Source organism: Candidatus Kuenenia sp. (assembly GCF_039794105.1).
Classification (GTDB): Bacteria; Planctomycetota; Brocadiia; order Brocadiales; family Brocadiaceae; genus Kuenenia.
Map to the genome: position 1 here is coordinate 19940 of NZ_JBDIWA010000016.1, position 17334 is coordinate 37273.

The following is a 17334-nucleotide window of genomic DNA, read 5'->3' on the forward strand; positions in this document are numbered from 1 at the left end:
AATGATTTGAAATGCTAAACAAATGCATCTTTACAACAATTTTGAAAACAAACGGGGTAAAAATGAAATTTTCAACGGAATACCTTACTTTTAATACGAAGAAACACCGGGAATTGATTAATATTACGAAAGAGGTAGAAAGGATACTCATCGGCAGCGGTATAAAGGAAGGCATGGCGCTGGTTTCCGCCATGCATATTACTGCGGGAGTTTTTATAAACGATGCAGAATCAGGGCTGCATCGGGATATTGAAGAATGGCTGCAAAAACTGGCACCTGAAGGGCCTGATTATTTCCACCACAAAACCGGTGAATCCAATGGGGACGCGCATCTAAAGAACATCCTTGTAGGCCATCAGGTGATAGTGCCTGTAACAAAAGGAACATTGGATATGGGGCCCTGGCAGCAAATATTTTACGCAGAGTTTGACGGACAACGTAACAAAAGACTGGTTATTAAAATAATGGGAGAATAAATGTTTGCAATGACAATGAATAACATACAGACAAAACAGAATACCTGCACCGGTGAAGAAGCTCCGTGCGTTATGGCATGCCCTATCCGGCAGGATGCGCGTGATTATGTACAGCTTATCGCCCGGGGCCTTTTTAAGGAAGCGTACCGGCTTGTCAGAGAGAGAAATACGCTTCCCGCATCGTGCGGTCGCATATGTACCCATCCCTGTGAAACAAAGTGCAGAAGGAACAGCACGGACAAGCCGATAGCAATTGCATGGCTCAAGCGCTTCCTCAGCGATAATTATTCCGAAAATATTTACGCCAGGCCGGAGCAAACATATCCCGAAAGGATCGCAATAATTGGAGCGGGGCCTGCAGGGCTTGCCGCAGCAAATGACCTGGCGCTTATGGGATACTCCTGCACGATATTTGAATCAAACCCGCATCCGGGAGGCATGCTGCGCATGGGCGTTCCCAAATATCGTCTGCCAAGGAATGCCATTGACAAAGATGTTGAATTCATACGGCAACTGGGGGTCGAAATAAAATACAACACCACTTTAGGGAAGGATGTTACCTTTGACAGCCTGAAAAAAGAAGGATATGCCGCTATTTTTATAGGCGTTGGATTGCTTGACAGCCGCAATTTACCAATAGAGGGGGCGGAGTATGACGGCGTGTTGAAAGGCATATCTTTCCTGCGCGAGGTCAATGCAACAGGAACCGCTAAAATAGGGAAAAACGTGCTGGTGATCGGCGGCGGAGCCGTTGCAATGGATTGCGCCAGAACCGCCTTGCGGCTTAAAACGGAAAAGGTGTCGGTCGCATGCCTTGAATCACGCAAAGAAATGCCTACCACCGATTTTGAGATTGAGGAAGCCGTTCACGAAGGTGTTATATTGTACAATTCCGTGGGGCCAAAACGCATTCTGGGAGAACACGGAAGGGCGACAGGACTTGAAACCCTCAGGGTAAAATATGTTTTTGATGAACAAAAACGTTTTCATCCTGCTTTTTACGAGGGTTCGGAATCTGTCATAGAAGCCGATACCATTATCCTGGCAATAGGCCAGACGTCTAACCTCTCTTTCCTGAAAAACCAGGAAGAGATTGAGGTTTCACGAGGGGCGACAATCGTTGTTGACCCAAATACCTTTGAGACTTCGATGCCGGGTATTTATGCAGGAGGAGACATTGTACTCGGAAGAGGCACCCTCACCGAAGGCCTTGCTCAAGGGAAAAAAGCGGCAATCTCCATTCATAATGCGCTGAGAAACGAAAAACGAAGTGATGAAAAATGGGCAGATAAACCGGAGGTTCCCAAGCTGGCGGACGCAAGAGTCCCTCTCGTGAAAAAAGAACAGAAGCAGGATATGCCCATGCTGTCGCTCTCAAAGAGATTACATTCATTTGATGAGGTGGAATTGGGATTTTCTCCCGAAGTTGCCGTCAGGGAAGCCCAGCGATGTATGAATTGCGGGGCCGGTGCGTATGTGGATGAGCATTTATGTGTTGGCTGCATTACCTGCGTAAGGGTGTGCCCTTTTGATGTGCCGGAATTCAGAAATGGTGAAATAACGGCTTACATCGGCGGAGATTGCCAGTCCTGCGGTTTGTGTATTGTGGAGTGTCCCGCAAAGGCCATACGCTTTAAAACGCCGCTGGAAGATAGCGGCAGAGAGAGATTGAAGGCCCTTTTTCAGGACGCCCCGGTTCAAAAGACAAGACCATTAATCGTCAATTTCTACTGCCAATACGGTTCGCCAGTCGTTGGCAGTGTTGAGGGCAAGAGCAATGCTGTCATAGAAAAACACGTGAAACGCATTGGCGTATTGGGGCTTGGAAAGGTGGAACCCTCCTTATATCTCAATGCGCTTGAATGGGGCGCCGACGGCGTCTTAATAACGGCATGCAAGGAAGACGAATGCCATTTTTGCGCAGAATACGAATGGATAAAAAAACGCTCGGCATATGTGTCAGGATTTTTAAGCGAAATAGGGATGGACGCAAGGATATTCCAGACACATTTTGTTTCATCGCAGACAGACAATGCGTTTGTGGATATTGCCGTCCAAATGGTAAAAGATATTGAACAAATCAACTTAGTAAAAAGTGCGTAAACTGAAAAAAAAACTTCTTTACATAAAGGTGTATAAAAATGATTGTCGCTGATGCAAAACCGTTTAACGAAATAGAACAAATGCTTTCGGGATGTAAAAAGGTATACGTTGTCGGGTGTGGTTCATGCGTTACCATCTGCCACACCGGCGGCGAAAAACAGGTAACGGAACTTGCCGCAAAAATCCGGCTTGCCTCAAAGTTAAAAGGGAAACCCGTTGAGGTGGTAGAGGGTTCGGTACTTCGGCAGTGTGAATGGGAATTTATAGAAGAAACAAAAAATGTGGTTGAAGACTGCGACGCTGTTTTATCCATTGCCTGTGGTATAGGCGTGCAATATATGGCGGAACGGTTTCCAAACGCAAAGGTATTTCCCGGATTAAATACAACATTTATGGGAGCGCCTACGGAGCAGGGTGTTTTCTGGGAACGATGCGCCGGCTGTGGTAATTGTATTATTAGTACCACCGGCGGGCTTTGCCCGGTAAGCCGGTGTGCAAAAAGTCTGCTAAACGGGCCGTGCGGCGGCTCACAAAATGGGAATTGCGAGGTTTCGGAAGAAACACCATGCGTTTGGAATCAGATATATGACCGGCTTGATGCACAACAATTATTGTCAACAATGGAAAACATTGTCCCTCCAAAAGACTGGCGTACCGGCGCAGAAAATCATCCCAGAAAAATGGTGCTGGAACACCTGGTTATGAAATAATTGAATGTGTAATATTGCGAATCGTTATCAGCAAGTCCTATGAGGAGCGCGGAAAAATGACTACTCAGGAAATGGAAAAAAGTATTCAGGAAATATGGAAGTTGTTTAAAGAGACAGATGGGCGGTTTAAGGATACAGACAAGGAAATTGACAAATTGAGCAAGTCGGTTGAAGAGACCCGTAAAACATCAGAAAACACCAACAAGGCAGTGTATGCACTCACTGGAAAACGGAGCAGGTTTGTAGAGGGACTCATAGCGCCTGCAACCGAAAGGCTGTTTAAAGAACGGGGAATAGAAGTAGACAAGGTATTCCAGAGGGTAAAGACACATAGAAATGGTGACGAAATGGAAGTGGATATCCTTGCGATAAATGGTGAATATGCGGTGTTGATAGAGGCGAAAAGCACGTTAAAGATAGAGGATGTAAAAGAACATATAGAGAGACTCGGGAAATTCAAGACCTTTTTCCCGGAATACATCGGAAGGAAGGTAGTTGGCGTAGTAGGGGGGGATAGTAATGGAGGAAGATGCTGATAAATATGCATACAAAAACGGATTATTCGTCATTGGTGAAAGCGGAGAGGTTGCAGTGATATTAAACGATAAAGGATTTGAGCCAAAAGTGTGGTAGGAACCAATATTTTTCCCGTGTTGCCAGGAGTTTCCTCCTGACAGCAACGTCAGAGTCGAAATTTTCGTAACACTTTAGATTTTTGAAAAAACACCGCGCAAAGCTCCGTTAGGCACCTTTTTGAAAATTGTAACAGTTCACCTCTTCTGGATTGTCCCAGTATTTGAAAAGTGTACACCCCTCTCAAGAGGGGAATACAAGAAGTCCCCTCTTGGGAGGGGATTAAGGGGTGGGTGAACTGTTACTGAAAATTAATATTCAATATTCAATATTCAATATTCAATATTCGTAACACTTTAGTATTTTGAAACTGGAAATAGTCATTTGTAGTGCGACGAGGTTCGTCGCACTACATTGTTGGAATTTTTCAAAATACTGTAGGGGCGAAGCATTTGCCCGTTTGAGTATGAATGCATTTATGACAATTTACAGCAAATGCTTCGCCCCTACTTTTTCAAAAAACTAAAGTGTTACCAAAAAGAAGATAATACATTCAAACAGATCACCTAAGGTTTCTCTTTGGTGGGCCGTCCTTTATCAAATCCCTGGACCCGGCAAAAAACAACAGGCGCGACTTCAAAATCGAGGACGATGCACTGGTTATCCCTATTGAAAGCCGCTTAAAACAAACTTTAATTTATTATTCAGCAGCATAAAATCCATTTATCTGTAGTAGCTATTTTTTGTAGTCTTATTTTCGAACCAGGTTTCAGATGAAATAATGAGAAAGATTGAAAATGCCGCAAGATATAGCCTTGGATTATAGATTTGTTGATTCATTATAATTCGCGCAGAGCAGAATTGAGTCGTGGCAATTATCCAAACAAAGAATAAATATTGGAATTCATTAAAACAATTGCACGGCTGGAACCATTACCAGAAATAGTAGAAATCGTTAAATATTATATTGAACATTCTCTTATGCCCAAGGATGTCCAGGGAGATGCGGTTCATTTGGCATATGCTTCTTTTTACAAAATAGATTTTCTTTTAACATGGAATTGCAATCACCTGGCTAATGCGAACAAAAAACAACACATTAGAATAATAAATGCCACACTTGATTTATTTACTCCAGAAATTATTACTCCTTTGGAATTATTTACGGAGAAATAAAAATGTACACAAATGATTTACTTGAAGAGAAATATAGGGCACAAAGAGAACTTGCTCAAGAAGCTGAAGTAGCAGGGAAAGATTATTTAGATTTAATTGAGAGTGAAGTAAAAGATTTGTTCCGCCAAAAAGGATGGAATTTGGAATTCTCTGAAAGAAAAGGCGGTTTTTTAACCACTTCTCGGAAATGTGAATATGGGGTTACCCATCTTGATTAATTCGAAAAAATTCGTATCTATTCAGCGAAAATAATTTAGAATTTACTTGACAGATAATATGAGAAAAGCAGGCAGCAAGTATGGTTAGCGATATATAGGGTTGCAGATGCGGTCACCGCAGTCCATAGTAAGTCTTTGCAAAGAGAGGCGCGAGGTCTGTTCAGTGATAGAATTTCGAGCCTTTGTGGTGTGTTATAGAGCGAAAGAAAAGGGTGAAAAAACCTGAGGTATAATAGATGTAGTAGATAATTTCAGGCTAATTATACAGGTATCATCCATTGACGATAGAGAATATAGACGTAGACGCAACACTCCGGAAAGTAGAGAAGCTACTTTCTGAAGAGAAAGGGCTGTCGCCGGCGGTGAGGTCAATGATAGAGTTGTTGGTATTGTTGATAACACTGCTGGCAAGACGTCTGAACCGGAACAGCCGCAACAGCCGCAAGCCGCCCTCAAGAGATCTGAATCGCAAGAGAGAAAGCAAGGCGAAGGGTGAAAGGAAGGCAGGCGGGCAAAAGGGCCGTGATGGAGTAACGCTCAAAAAGGTAGACAATCCTGATGAGGTGGAAGTAATAAAAGTAGACCGGAGGAAGTATCCGCGCAGCAAATACAAGGTGGTAGGTTACGAAGCACGCCAGGTGTTTGATATAAAGATTTCGCGTGTAGTAACGGAGTATCGTGCAGAGGTAGTTGAGGATGCGAAAGGGAATCGGATTGTAGCGTCATTTCCGGAAGGGGTAGCAAAGGCGGTGCAGTATGGTCCGGATTTGAAAGCGCATGCAGTCTATATGTCGCGCAGTATCAATTGATACCCTACAAGAGGATACAGGAGTATTTTGAAGGGCAGATTGGGATACCGGTGAGTGAAGGTTCTATTTACAACCTTAACAGGGAAGCCTACGAGTCTTTGGAACCCTTCGATGTGAGAGCCAGGGAAGAACTTGCAAAATCAGCGGTGATGCATGTGGATGAAACGGGCATCAACAAGAATGGAGACAGGTATTGGTTGCACAGTGCATCCAATAGTTTGTGGACGTACTTTTTCCCACATGAATAGATACAAAAAAGGAGGAAATGAACAAAGATACGCCCTTTATTATTATGACTTCCACAGGTTCGAAAGAAAATATCAGGCATTTAAAAGAAAATGATATTTAGCATTATCTTATATCTCCCTTTACACCAATAGAATTAAGGGAAAAAATTAATACGGTTTGCGACCCATGTCAATGGCGTACGCTCGACAGGATAAGCATGCCGGACGCCAAGGCCATAATCCACATTAATAATGACACCATTGATGCAGACGTAATCAATATGAGCCTCGAAGGGATACTCTGCGATATAACCTGCACAAAATCTTACAACGACTTGCTAAACAGCACCCACATCACTGTTATATTCCCTCTCCAGTTTGATAACATGCAAATAAAAATTTTATGGTGTAAGCTCCTCCGGGTAAATGTCTTTCGCTGGAATGAAGTATACTTTCCGAAGTGTACTCCGGAGCATATGAGGGTTGTTTGGCAGATAATAAAAATATCAGATGAAGATAGAGAAAAATTTGAAGAAATCTGCAGAAAAATCCAAAAGGAGCATAAGAATATAGATGAGATCAAAAAACACTAAAAGAATTACAAAAACTCTTTTTTTATTCTGGTAACAATTGCTTCCGGAGATTGAATAATGTCGACAACGAAGGCGTCTTCCGGTTCTTCCAATGTTTCAAACTGGCTTAAAAGAAGGTTTTCGTTCAAAAAATGCCCCTTCCGCCTATTTAACCTCTGACTTATTAGTTCCCGTTCCCCTTTTAAATATACAAACCGGACCGTTTCTTGCTTATCTGCCAAAAACCTGCGATATGATTGCTTGAGGGCAGAACAGGCAATAACGGCATGCTCTTTCTTTGCTATTGTTTTTTCAATTATTTTTTGCAAGACCTCTAACCATGGCATTCTTTCTGCGTCTGTTAAGGCAGTTCCCTTTTTAAGATTTTCAATATTTGAAGGAGGATGATAATCATCGCCGTCGTAAAATGGCCATCCAAGATCATCGGCAAGAAGGCGCCCGATTGTTGTCTTACCACAACCAGACACACCCATTAAAATAATAATCATGTATCCGTTTCGTCTGTAGTAAAAAATAATAGTAACCGAATGCCAGAGGGTGTTTTTTTCGTCATAACATTACACCTCATTTTTTAATACTTCCGCCGCAAGGTTAGGTCATAGACCTGGGAGATAATAATGTATCCACCTGCTCTTTCGTAAGTATCTTTTTCTCGAGGATAATTTCCTTTGCAGACCGCCCGGTTTTCATAGACTCCTTCACTACTTCCGCAGCATTTGCATAACCAATAATTGGATTTAATATCGTAACAATCCCCAAACTTTTCACTGCATAATCCTCACACTTCTCCTTATTTACGGTAATTCCCCGCACACATTTTTCATCAAACACTTTCACGGCATTTGTAAGGATTAAAATAGAATCCAGTATTTTATGCTGAATCAACGGCATCATGACGTTTAATTCAAATTGACCCGCCTGTGCTGCAAGCATGATTGATGTGTCGTTGCCAATAACTGAAAAACACACCATCGTTAACATTTCAGGAATAACGGGATTGACCTTGCCTGGCATAATAGAAGATCCGGGTTGTACCGCCGGCAGGTTAATTTCCGCCAGTCCCGTATTTGGCCCTGAATTCATCAGCCGCAAATCATTAGCAATGCGTATCAGTTCCACTGACAAAGCACGAAGCGCCCCGGAAAATTCCACAAACGGCCTGTTGCTTTGCATGGCTTCAAAACGGTTTTTTGACGCGACAATATCCAGGCCGGTAATCTCTCTCAGATATTCAATCATCTTCGGTATATACCCTGGCGGTGTATTGATGCCGGTACCCGCAGCGCTTCCCCCTATGCCTGATTCCTTCAACGATTCGCCTGCCTTTTCAATACCCGTGTTTGCTTTCAGTAAAGTTTCTTTATACCCGGAAAATTCCTGCCCCACCCGAATAGGAACAGCGTCCTGCAGGTGCGTGCGTCCTGATTTCACAATAGTATCAAATGCATTTGCTTTAAGGTCAAATGCATCCGTTAAATCAGATACATTTGCAATCAGTTTTTTTGATGAAAGCAACGCGGCTATGCGCATGGCGGTGGGATATACATCATTTGTTGATTGCCCGCAGTTTACGTCGTCGTTTGGATGAACAACAGAGTAGTCGCCTTTTTCCCCGCCCAGCATTTCAATCGCAATATTGGCAATTACTTCATTCACATTCATATGGTGTGACGTCCCTGCCCCTGCCTGATAAACATCAACACAAAACTGTTCCTGAAACTCGCCTTTCAATATGCGGTCGCATGCTTCAGTAATCGCCGCGCCAATTTTTCTGTCAAGTCGCCCTGTTTCGCTATTTACCATGGCAGCGGCCTTTTTGACGTAAACAATTGCAGTGGTAAAAATTGGCTGTGACGTACAGCCGCTAATTGGAAAGTTTTCGATAGCCCTTGCTGTTTGTACGCCATAATAGGCGTTCGCAGGTATTTTCATCTCGCCCAGATAATCTTTTTCTTTCCGAAACGACATTGTTTGTTTATCGCTCATTTTGAAATTATAAGGATTTTTCAAAAAACTAAAATGTTACCAACTATTGCCTATGTGGTGAAATGCAATGATTTCCCTCTTGCCGTCATTTAAGGAAGAATCCTCGCCACTGCCTGCCAAATCGTATCTGCAATGACATGCTCCGGCAATAATGTGTTGTTTTTTGTGCAGTCAATGGTTTTCCAATCGGGTTTCCCCTTTGCGATTTCTATAAAAGTTTCCTGCGCGGATTTCATATGATGCATATCTTCTTCGTGGATGTCTTTCTTTGCACCGGCAAGATATTCGCGTTGCCCTTTCTTTTCTACAAGGAGATAGGCAATTTCTGCAGGTACATAAAGCAGTATACTGAGATGCGGACGTGGGATTCCAAAAACTGTATGTTCCAGTTGGTCCAGCCATTGGAAGAATTGTGCCCTTTCCTCCGGACTCTTTATTTTTCCGCCCTGATGAGCCATATTATCACACACATACCGGTTTGATATAATTATTTTCCCCTCATTAATCCATGTCTGTATCTGATCTTTTCTTTCAAAGCGATCCCCTGCGTAAAGGATAGAGGCAAGGTACGGGCTTACAGCATCCGCTGCGCCAAAGCCGCCCCTTAAATATTTTGTAACCATTTCGGCAAAGAAGGTCTTGCCGTATTGGGGGAAATCTATAGTCGCCACGGGATATCCCTCTTTAAGCAATCTTTCGTAAAGAAGTTTTGTTTGAACCGTTTTGCCGCTTCCGTCAATACCGGTAATAACGATAAGTTTTCCCTGCATAATACATTCTCCGTATTGTGCCATTTTTATAATGGTCTTCTATCGTTTTGTAGAAAATATTTTGTTACTCCGGAATAATCATCCTTTGATAACACACAACGGTTTCAACTGCGCAACTTTCTTGCTGATGCCTGCGTGTTGCACGATATCCACTACCTCCGTCACATCCTTGTATGCCTCAGGTAGTTCCTCTTCCAGTGTGGCGCGGCTGTCGGCACGGACGAGTATCCCTTTCTCTTTCAGTTCCTGTGCGATGCTCCGGCCCTTGGCCATCTTCGTAGCCTGATTTCTGCTCATGACCCGCCCCGCCCCGTGACACGTACTGCCGAAGGTATCGGAATATGCCTTCTCTGTGCCGACAAGCACATAGGAACAACGCCCCATGTCGCCCGGTATTAATACTGGCTGGCCTACTGCTTTGTATGCGGCCGGGGTATCGGGGTGATTTGGCGGAAATGCGCGCGTAGCGCCTTTCCGGTGAACACACAGCCGCTTTTTCTGTCCATTCACGAGATGGTCTTCAAATTTGGCGATATTGTGACAGACATCATACACCGGCGATATCCTGGATTCCTTAGGGCCTACGTGCAATGCTCTCTCAAAGGATTCCCTAACCCAGTGGGTAATCATTTGCCGGTTGGCAAAGGCATAATTAGCCGCACAGGCCATCGCTGCAAGATAATCCCGCCCTTCGGGAGAATTTAGCGGGGCACAGCATAGCTGCCGGTCAGGCAGTTCAATATTATATTTTCCGGATGCTCTAATCATTACTTTAATAAAGTCATCACACACCTGATACCCCAATCCCCTGGACCCCGTGTGCACTACGATTGTAATACCGTCTTTTTCGAGTCCCAATGTGCGGGCGATTTCCTCGTCGAAAATCTCTGATACGTAACCAACCTCTACAAAGTGGTTGCCGGAACCGAGGGTGCCTAACTGCGCCAGACCCCGCTCAATTGCCCTGCTGGAAACCAGTTCCGGATCTGCTCCAAAGATGCATCCCTTTTCTTCGATATGTTCTAAATCTTCCTTTGATCCATAGCCATGAGAAACCGCCCATTGTGCGCCGTTTTTGAGTACATTTTTCACTTCCTGTTGCGATAGTTTCAAATCCTTGCGATGCGATCCCACGCCGGAGGGAATGTTGACAAACAGGCTATCAACAATGGATTCCAGTTTGCCGGAAATCTCCATGCGACACAGCCCCGTGCTGAGCAATCGCACCCCGCAGTTAATGTCGTAGCCTACTCCGCCAGGGGACACCACTCCTTCCTCCATATCAAATGCGGCCACACCTCCGATGGGGAAGCCGTATCCCCAATGAATATCGGGCATTCCAAGTGAATGTCCTACTATTCCAGGTAGATATGCGACATTTATTACCTGTTGCAGACTTTCATCTTTTTGTATTTCCTTCATCATCGATTCATCAGCATATACGATGCCAGCCACGCGCATCTTTCCTTCCCTTGGAATACGCCAGCGGTAATCATCTATTTTTTGTATTTTGTAGTTGCGTTCATTCATAAATATCTCCGGTTTCTCTTTTGGTTATAATTAAAGCTTACTCTGGTTTTAAGAGCAGATTTGCCTGGCTATAAATCAAAGATAACACGTGCTCTCCAGTGGTCATTTTCCTGTATTATTGTCAGATTATGATAGGTTACTGCCTTTATCGCTGTTTTAATAACGTGCCTCTTTTCATCCAATAGTTCGCCATGTATTGTTGCCTTTAGCTGAATATCATTCATATCGTTAATGTAAAATTCTTTAAACAGCATATTTTTTATTTCATGCAAATATAATAATTCACTCAGCCAGTTTACGAGCAATTGTTCTTTGTCGATTCCATCCACAGCAATGATACGTGTATCTTTTTTTTCGACAGTGGAGAGGTCGGCGATTATATCAAACATGGCGAATGCGGCATTTGAGAATAATTGCGGCATTGTATCTCCGAAGATATCAATACCGATGTCTGCCGTATGATCTATTAATTTGTATTTAAGCATGATAGTAAGGTTGATTTTATAGCATTATTGTATGAAAATTTTTGGTTGCGGCGCGGTCGTGTTGTGCCATATAAAAAGAATTTTTACGGCGAAACAAAATCATGTTCCGGATGTCGTATGGTAAGCACCGGGCAGGGTGCTTTTCGCACCACCTTTTCTGCAACACTGCCCATAAAGACATGCGCCAAACCTGTCCTGCCATGAGTGCCGAGCACAATGAGGTCCGTATTGCACTCCTTTGCCGTCCTGATAATTTCTGCAAACGGAACCCCCTGGACAACGACTGCTTCTACGGATATCTTGCCTTGTGTTTCTTCGTTCACCGATTTAAGCAGCCTTGATTTCAGCATATCAATCGTTTCTTCGCTTATAATATTTGTAGTAACAGGGATGTAGGGCAATTCAGGGTTATTTACGTCAAGAAATCGTGTATCCAATACATGCAGCAGGTAAAGTTTTGCCTGAAATCTCGTTGCAAGTTCTATTGCATAGGCCAGCGCTTTTTCCGAATAGATGGAATAATCAACCGGACAAAGGATGTTGTTTATCGTAATCATGATTTTTTCCCCTTAGATTCAGGATTATTGAGGTTTTTATCTGTACAATCTGTGCAATCTGTGAAATCAGTGGTTCCGAATGTTTTTTATTGGTATGAGGCTCCGCCTCGTTACGGTTTTGGGGAAAGAACGACGTCTATTGCCTCGTCTATTTTTTCAATATAGACGCATTGAATCTTTTCCCGGATTTCCTTATCGATTTCTTCGAAATCGTCTTTGTTTTTCAATGGCAATACAATGGTTTTTACTCCCGCCCTTATAGCGGCGAGGATCTTTTCCTTTACTCCTCCTATCGGCAGCACGTTACCCGTTAAAGTAATCTCACCTGTAAGCGCTACCTCCCTTTTTGCAGGCCTGCAGGTAAGCAGTGAGATGAGTGCGATGCACATGGTAATGCCTGCTGAAGGGCCGTCCTTTGGTATTGCCCCTGAAGGCACATGGATATGTATTTCCGATGTGTCATAGAAGGTTTCGTCGATGCCCAGTCGTTTTGCATTACTACGAATATAGCTGAGCGAGGCTATGGCGGACTCCTGCATGATATCACCCAGTAAACCAGTGAGGGTGAGTTCTTTTTCGCCACGCATCCTGGACGCCTCTATGAAAATAATGTCGCCTCCTGTTTCAGTCCACGCAAGGCCTGTGACCACTCCAATTTTATCTTCCTCTTCGGTTACCTGGTAAAAGAATTTTCGTGGGCCAAGAAATTTTTCAACCGTTTCCGGGACTATAATTTTTGTGACCTGCGCTTCTCCCACAATTTCTTTTGCGATTTTTCTGCAGATAGAAGCAATTTCCCTTTCTAAATTTCTTAAACCTGCTTCCCGTGTATATTCCAGGATAATTTTGGTTATCGCAGCATCCTGAAAGTCTACAGGATAGTTTTCCAGGCCGTTTTCTTTTATTTGCTTCGGAATGAGAAACTGGTGTGCGATTTTCAGTTTTTCATCCTCGCTGTATCCTGAAAGATATATCACCTCCATACGGTCTCTTAATGCGACATGGACGGTATCAAGGATGTTTGCCGTAGTAATAAATAATACATCGGAAAGGTCAAAAGACACATCAAGATAATGATCGACGAAGCTGAAATTTTGTTCCGGGTCCAGTACTTCCAGCAAGGCGGACGCCGGATCACCTCTGAAATCTTCTCCAATTTTATCTACTTCATCGAGCATGAATATAGGATTGCATGCTCCCGCACGGCAGATTTCCTGCATGATACGGCCGGGAAGGGCGCCAACATAGGTGCGCCTGTGTCCCCTGATTTCCGCCTCATCTCTTATCCCACCCAGAGAGATGCGGATAAACTTTCTGCCAAGCGCACGTGCGATGGATTTGCCCAGCGAAGTTTTGCCTGTTCCCGGAGGGCCGCAAAAGCAAAGGATCGGTCCTTTTAATTTTTCTTTCAGCTTGTGCACCGCGAGAAATTCGAGTATGCGCTCCTTCACCTTTTTCAGATCATAGTGGTCTTCATCGAGAATTTTTGACGCCTGGTTAATATCGAGATTATCTACCGTTTTCTTATTCCAGGGAATATTGATAAGGTAGTCGAGGTATGTACGTGAGACGGTATACTCCGGTGATGCGGGATTTATCTCCCTTAGCCGCTCCAATTCTTTGACGGCAACCAGTTCTACCTCCTTTGGCATTTCCGCCTTTTTGATATTTTCTTCCAACTTTATGAATTCCGCCATATGGGGGTCGTCCTCACCCAGCTCTTTTTGAATTGCCTTCAACTGTTCCTTTAAAAAAAATTCACGCTGCGCCTTCGACATTTCTTTGGCGACTTCATCGTCTATTTTACCTTTTAGTTCCCTTACCTGAATGTCTTTGTTGAGATAATGAAATACTATCCGCAACCGCTTCTGAGGATCGACCATTTCCAGAAGTTTCTGTTTTTCGTCAATATGCAAGTCCAGATAAACAGTGACAAGGTCGGCCATGATGGACGGATTGTTTATAGTATCAATCATCGGGATAATGTCCTTTGGAAGCGCTTTTCCCAGCATTGCGCTCAGTTTGAAAAGTGTCTTGACGCTTTGTATTAATACGTCTATCGTTTCAGATTTTTCCGAGAACTCCCGTAGTTCTTCGATTTTTGCCGTGCAATACGGTTCAGTTTGCGTATATTCCGTTACTTTTATTCTCATAAGGCCTTCAACAAGGCATTTTATAGTATCGGAAGTGGATTCGAATATCCTGACAACCTTTGACGCCGAGCCAATATCATAAAAGTCTTCAGGTCTTGGAGAAGCGACATGGTATTTTAATACGACGATACCGATACATTCATTTTTTGCATAGGCTTCATTTATAGCCGTTACCAGTCCTTTTCCATATAATTCTATTACACGGACAAGCCGGGGAAATACTATGTCATCTTTTACCGGAATAATGCTAATTATTTCGGGCAAAGGGATGCTATCGTCATTTTTGTGTAAAGTAAAAGTCGTTTTTTCCATAGACGGGTTAAGTGGGTTGTTAAATGTAACCTGCATTTTGCAGACCCTGTTGCAAAATCAGGTCGGAAAAGGTAGAATTCCCATGGTATTAGAGAAGAAAAAACATTTTAAAAGAATATGCGCCTTTTTGTTGTTGAATATAACACAAAAATAATGAATTTTGTACCGGAAAAGATAGATATACTTATTCAACTTGCGATTCAGGAAGATATTGGATCGGGTGATATCACAACGGAAAGCATTTTCCCCTCGGATTTAATGGGGGAAGGGGAATTCCTCGCAAAGGAAGATGGGGTCATTGCAGGGTTGCCTGTCGTTGAACGCTTGTTTTCAAAAATTGACAAAAATATTCTTTTAAAAAAGGGTGTTTCGGAGGGGATGTTTGTCAAAAAAGGCAATGTTATAGCCTCCGTCAATGGCAATGTTCGTACGATACTTTCCGGAGAAAGGATTGCTTTAAACTTCCTTCAGCGGCTTTCCGGTATTGCGACGCTTACCGCGCAATTTGTTGAAGAGGTGAAACCCCTGAAAGTGGCGGTTATGGATACAAGAAAAACAGCTCCCGGCTGGCGTTATTTGGAAAAATATGCCGTTGCTGCAGGGGGGGGAGTGAATCACAGAATGGGTCTTTATGATCAGGTGCTGGTAAAAGATAACCACCTTGATTTTATGAAAAAAGAGTTGTCGGCGGAGAAAATTGCCGGTATCAGTGTCATCGAAAAAACGGTCTCAATGCTAAGGACGAAAATAGGGAATCACGTTTTAATTGAAGTGGAGACTCGAACGTTATCCGAGGTGGAAGATGCGATCAAAGCGAATGTTGACGTCATATTGCTTGACAACATGGATGCCGAAAAGATAAGGTCGGCTGTTTCGCTGGTCAAAAACGGGAAGTATGGTAAGGGAGCGTATCGTCCCCTTACGGAGGCATCAGGGAATATTACATTAGACAATGTGAAATCAATAGCACAGACAGGCGTTGACCGGATTTCTATCGGGGCGCTTACTCACTCGGCAAAGGCGTTGGATATTTCGTTAAAAATCTCCCTGCAGTGAGCGGTGGTATTCTGTTATGGTTAAATTGTGTCGAGGCCAATATCTTTTCTGTAATAAACCCCTTCGAAAGACAAATGGTCAATTGCCTCGTAAACAATCGTCCTTGCCTCCTTCAAATCCTTTCCCGTGGCGGTTACCCCCAATACACGCCCCCCGTTCGTTACAATATTGCCGCGAACGTTAGCGGTGCCGGCGTGAAATACCTGTACGTTTTTTAATGCTTTCACCGCTTGTAAGCCTGAAATAGGCAGCCCTTTCCTGTATTTGCCGGGATAGCCTTTTGACGTCAATACCACGCAGACGGAATGGCTGTCATACCACTCCGGTTCCGCTTTGTCCAATGTGTTGTTGCTTGCCGCCAGGAGAAGCGACGCCAGATCGCTCTTCATTCGTACCAGAAGCGCCTGTGTTTCCGGGTCTCCAAACCTTGCGTTAAACTCAAGCACTTTTGGCCCCGCATTGGTTAGCATTAGTCCTGCATAAATGATGCCACTGTAAGGGCGGTTTTCTCTCTTCATGGCATGGATGATTGGCACTAATATGTTTTCCTCGATATAACGCTGCATCTCATTTGTAATGAGATGCGAGGGGGAATAGGCGCCCATACCCCCTGTGTTTGGGCCTTTATTTCCCTCGTAAATTGCTTTATGATCTCTTGCGGAAGAAAGCGGGATAATTGTTTGTCCGTCAGTAATAGCAAGGATTGACACTTCTTCTCCATGTAAACATTCCTCAATCACCACCTTGTCTCCTGCGTTGCCAAATATCCTTTCCACCATTATCTCTTGTAAGTGTTCCTTCGCTTCTTCAAGCGTTTTGCATACAAAAACACCCTTTCCTTTGGCTAGCCCATCTGCCTTGATAACAATGGGAGCGAAACATTTCTCAAGATATTTTTCAGCCATTTTTATGTCTTCGAATACGCGAAAGTCGGCGGTGGGAATACTGTGTTTTCTCATAATGGTTTTTGCAAAGACCTTGCTTCCTTCGATAAGAGATGCCCTTTTGCCAGGTCCGAAAATATTCAGATTGCCATCCTTGAATGTATCGACAATGCCGGAAAGCAGCGGGTCTTCGGGGCCTACAACGGTCAGATCGATTTTTTGCCTGATAGCAAAATTGAACAGGCCTTCGATGTTATTGACGTCAATATCAACGCATTCGGCAACTTCCGCAATCCCGGGATTTCCCGGGGCGCAAAATATTTTCTTTACTTTCGGCGATTGCGCTATCTTCCAGGCAATAGCATGTTCTCTTCCGCCGCTTCCAATAATCAATATTTTCATGTGTGTTGTTTCCTTCATTGTAGTTGGATGGTATTCATACATTTAGTGACATTTAAGGTGCAAGGTTAACGCAGGTCGAGACATTCTATCAGAATAAAAGGAAAAATGGGAAAGTTTTTTTGCCCTTGACAGTTTTGCATTGACTGATATACTGAGTAACATAATTGCACACGAAAGATGTGCGGTTTGTTTTAAATATGTCATTTATTTTGGCAACGCGGGGTAGAGCAGTCTGGTAGCTCGTCGGGCTCATAACCCGGAGGTCGCAGGTTCGAATCCTGTCCCCGCTACCAATAAACAAAAGGGATTGCGGT

16 protein-coding genes, 1 tRNA gene and 1 pseudogene are annotated in these 17334 nt (G+C 43.6%); 10 read left to right on the forward strand and 8 right to left on the reverse strand.

Features of this window, described 5'->3' with window-relative positions:
* Window positions 1-62 precede the first annotated feature (62 nt).
* The 8 genes and pseudogenes from ABJL82_RS09390 (at window position 63) to ABJL82_RS09425 (ending at window position 6885) form a co-directional block, all read left to right on the forward strand.
* Window positions 63-476 carry a secondary thiamine-phosphate synthase enzyme YjbQ gene (locus tag ABJL82_RS09390; RefSeq protein WP_347274469.1) on the forward strand — a complete coding sequence of 138 codons (414 nt, stop codon included), beginning with the start codon at window positions 63-65 and terminating at the stop codon, window positions 474-476.
* Window positions 477-2579: an FAD-dependent oxidoreductase gene (locus ABJL82_RS09395; protein WP_347274470.1), complete on the forward strand. Its 2103-nt coding sequence runs from the start codon at window positions 477-479 to the stop codon at window positions 2577-2579.
* 38 nt (window positions 2580-2617) lie between these two features.
* The gene (locus tag ABJL82_RS09400; RefSeq protein ID WP_347274471.1) at window positions 2618-3289 is read left to right on the forward strand and encodes a methylenetetrahydrofolate reductase C-terminal domain-containing protein; all 672 of its coding nucleotides are present in this window, start codon (window positions 2618-2620) and stop codon (window positions 3287-3289) included.
* A gap of 56 nt (window positions 3290-3345) precedes the next feature.
* Complete coding sequence (locus ABJL82_RS09405) at window positions 3346-3825, forward strand: DUF3782 domain-containing protein (protein ID WP_347274472.1); 480 nt, start codon at window positions 3346-3348, stop codon at window positions 3823-3825.
* Between the two features lie 934 nt (window positions 3826-4759).
* Window positions 4760-5038, forward strand: a complete 279-nt coding sequence (locus ABJL82_RS09410) for a hypothetical protein (protein WP_347274473.1) — start codon at window positions 4760-4762, stop codon at window positions 5036-5038.
* Between the two features lie 2 nt (window positions 5039-5040).
* On the forward strand, window positions 5041-5256 hold the full coding sequence (locus ABJL82_RS09415) for a hypothetical protein (protein ID WP_347274474.1): 216 nt from the start codon (window positions 5041-5043) through the stop codon (window positions 5254-5256).
* 278 nt (window positions 5257-5534) lie between these two features.
* Window positions 5535-6310: pseudogene (locus tag ABJL82_RS09420) on the forward strand (transposase); the annotation flags it as partial.
* Window positions 6311-6510: 200 nt separating this feature from the next.
* On the forward strand, window positions 6511-6885 hold the full coding sequence (locus ABJL82_RS09425) for a hypothetical protein (RefSeq protein ID WP_347274475.1): 375 nt from the start codon (window positions 6511-6513) through the stop codon (window positions 6883-6885).
* A 5-nt stretch (window positions 6886-6890) separates the two neighbouring features.
* On the opposite strand, the gene ABJL82_RS09430 is transcribed toward ABJL82_RS09425, so the two are convergent.
* From ABJL82_RS09430 to lon, 7 genes are all read right to left on the reverse strand, one after another.
* The gene (locus ABJL82_RS09430; protein WP_347274476.1) at window positions 6891-7373 is read right to left on the reverse strand and encodes a gluconokinase; all 483 of its coding nucleotides are present in this window, start codon (window positions 7371-7373) and stop codon (window positions 6891-6893) included.
* A gap of 103 nt (window positions 7374-7476) precedes the next feature.
* Window positions 7477-8871, reverse strand: a complete 1395-nt coding sequence (locus ABJL82_RS09435; RefSeq protein ID WP_347274477.1) for an aspartate ammonia-lyase — start codon at window positions 8869-8871, stop codon at window positions 7477-7479.
* Window positions 8872-8960: 89 nt separating this feature from the next.
* Window positions 8961-9665 (reverse strand): dTMP kinase, encoded by a 705-nt coding sequence (tmk, locus tag ABJL82_RS09440; RefSeq protein ID WP_347274478.1) that lies wholly within the window; start codon window positions 9663-9665, stop codon window positions 8961-8963.
* Window positions 9666-9719: 54 nt separating this feature from the next.
* Window positions 9720-11171, reverse strand: coding sequence for an RtcB family protein (locus ABJL82_RS09445; RefSeq protein WP_347274479.1), 1452 nt, complete (start codon window positions 11169-11171; stop codon window positions 9720-9722).
* Window positions 11172-11239: 68 nt separating this feature from the next.
* The gene (locus tag ABJL82_RS09450; RefSeq protein ID WP_347274480.1) at window positions 11240-11656 is read right to left on the reverse strand and encodes an archease; all 417 of its coding nucleotides are present in this window, start codon (window positions 11654-11656) and stop codon (window positions 11240-11242) included.
* Window positions 11657-11739: 83 nt separating this feature from the next.
* The gene (locus tag ABJL82_RS09455; RefSeq protein ID WP_347274481.1) at window positions 11740-12213 is read right to left on the reverse strand and encodes a universal stress protein; all 474 of its coding nucleotides are present in this window, start codon (window positions 12211-12213) and stop codon (window positions 11740-11742) included.
* Window positions 12214-12323: 110 nt separating this feature from the next.
* On the reverse strand, window positions 12324-14714 hold the full coding sequence (lon, locus tag ABJL82_RS09460) for an endopeptidase La (RefSeq protein ID WP_347274482.1): 2391 nt from the start codon (window positions 14712-14714) through the stop codon (window positions 12324-12326).
* Window positions 14715-14831: 117 nt separating this feature from the next.
* Here lon and nadC point away from each other — a divergent pair, with 117 nt between their 5' ends.
* On the forward strand, window positions 14832-15734 hold the full coding sequence (gene nadC, locus ABJL82_RS09465) for a carboxylating nicotinate-nucleotide diphosphorylase (RefSeq protein ID WP_347274483.1): 903 nt from the start codon (window positions 14832-14834) through the stop codon (window positions 15732-15734).
* A gap of 20 nt (window positions 15735-15754) precedes the next feature.
* Here the strand turns inward: nadC and purD are convergent, their stop codons facing one another.
* Window positions 15755-17020, reverse strand: a complete 1266-nt coding sequence (gene purD / locus ABJL82_RS09470) for a phosphoribosylamine--glycine ligase (RefSeq protein WP_347274484.1) — start codon at window positions 17018-17020, stop codon at window positions 15755-15757.
* Between the two features lie 216 nt (window positions 17021-17236).
* Between purD and ABJL82_RS09475 the strand changes: the two genes are divergently transcribed.
* Window positions 17237-17313 (forward strand) — tRNA-Met (locus tag ABJL82_RS09475).
* Window positions 17314-17334: the final 21 nt, after the last annotated feature.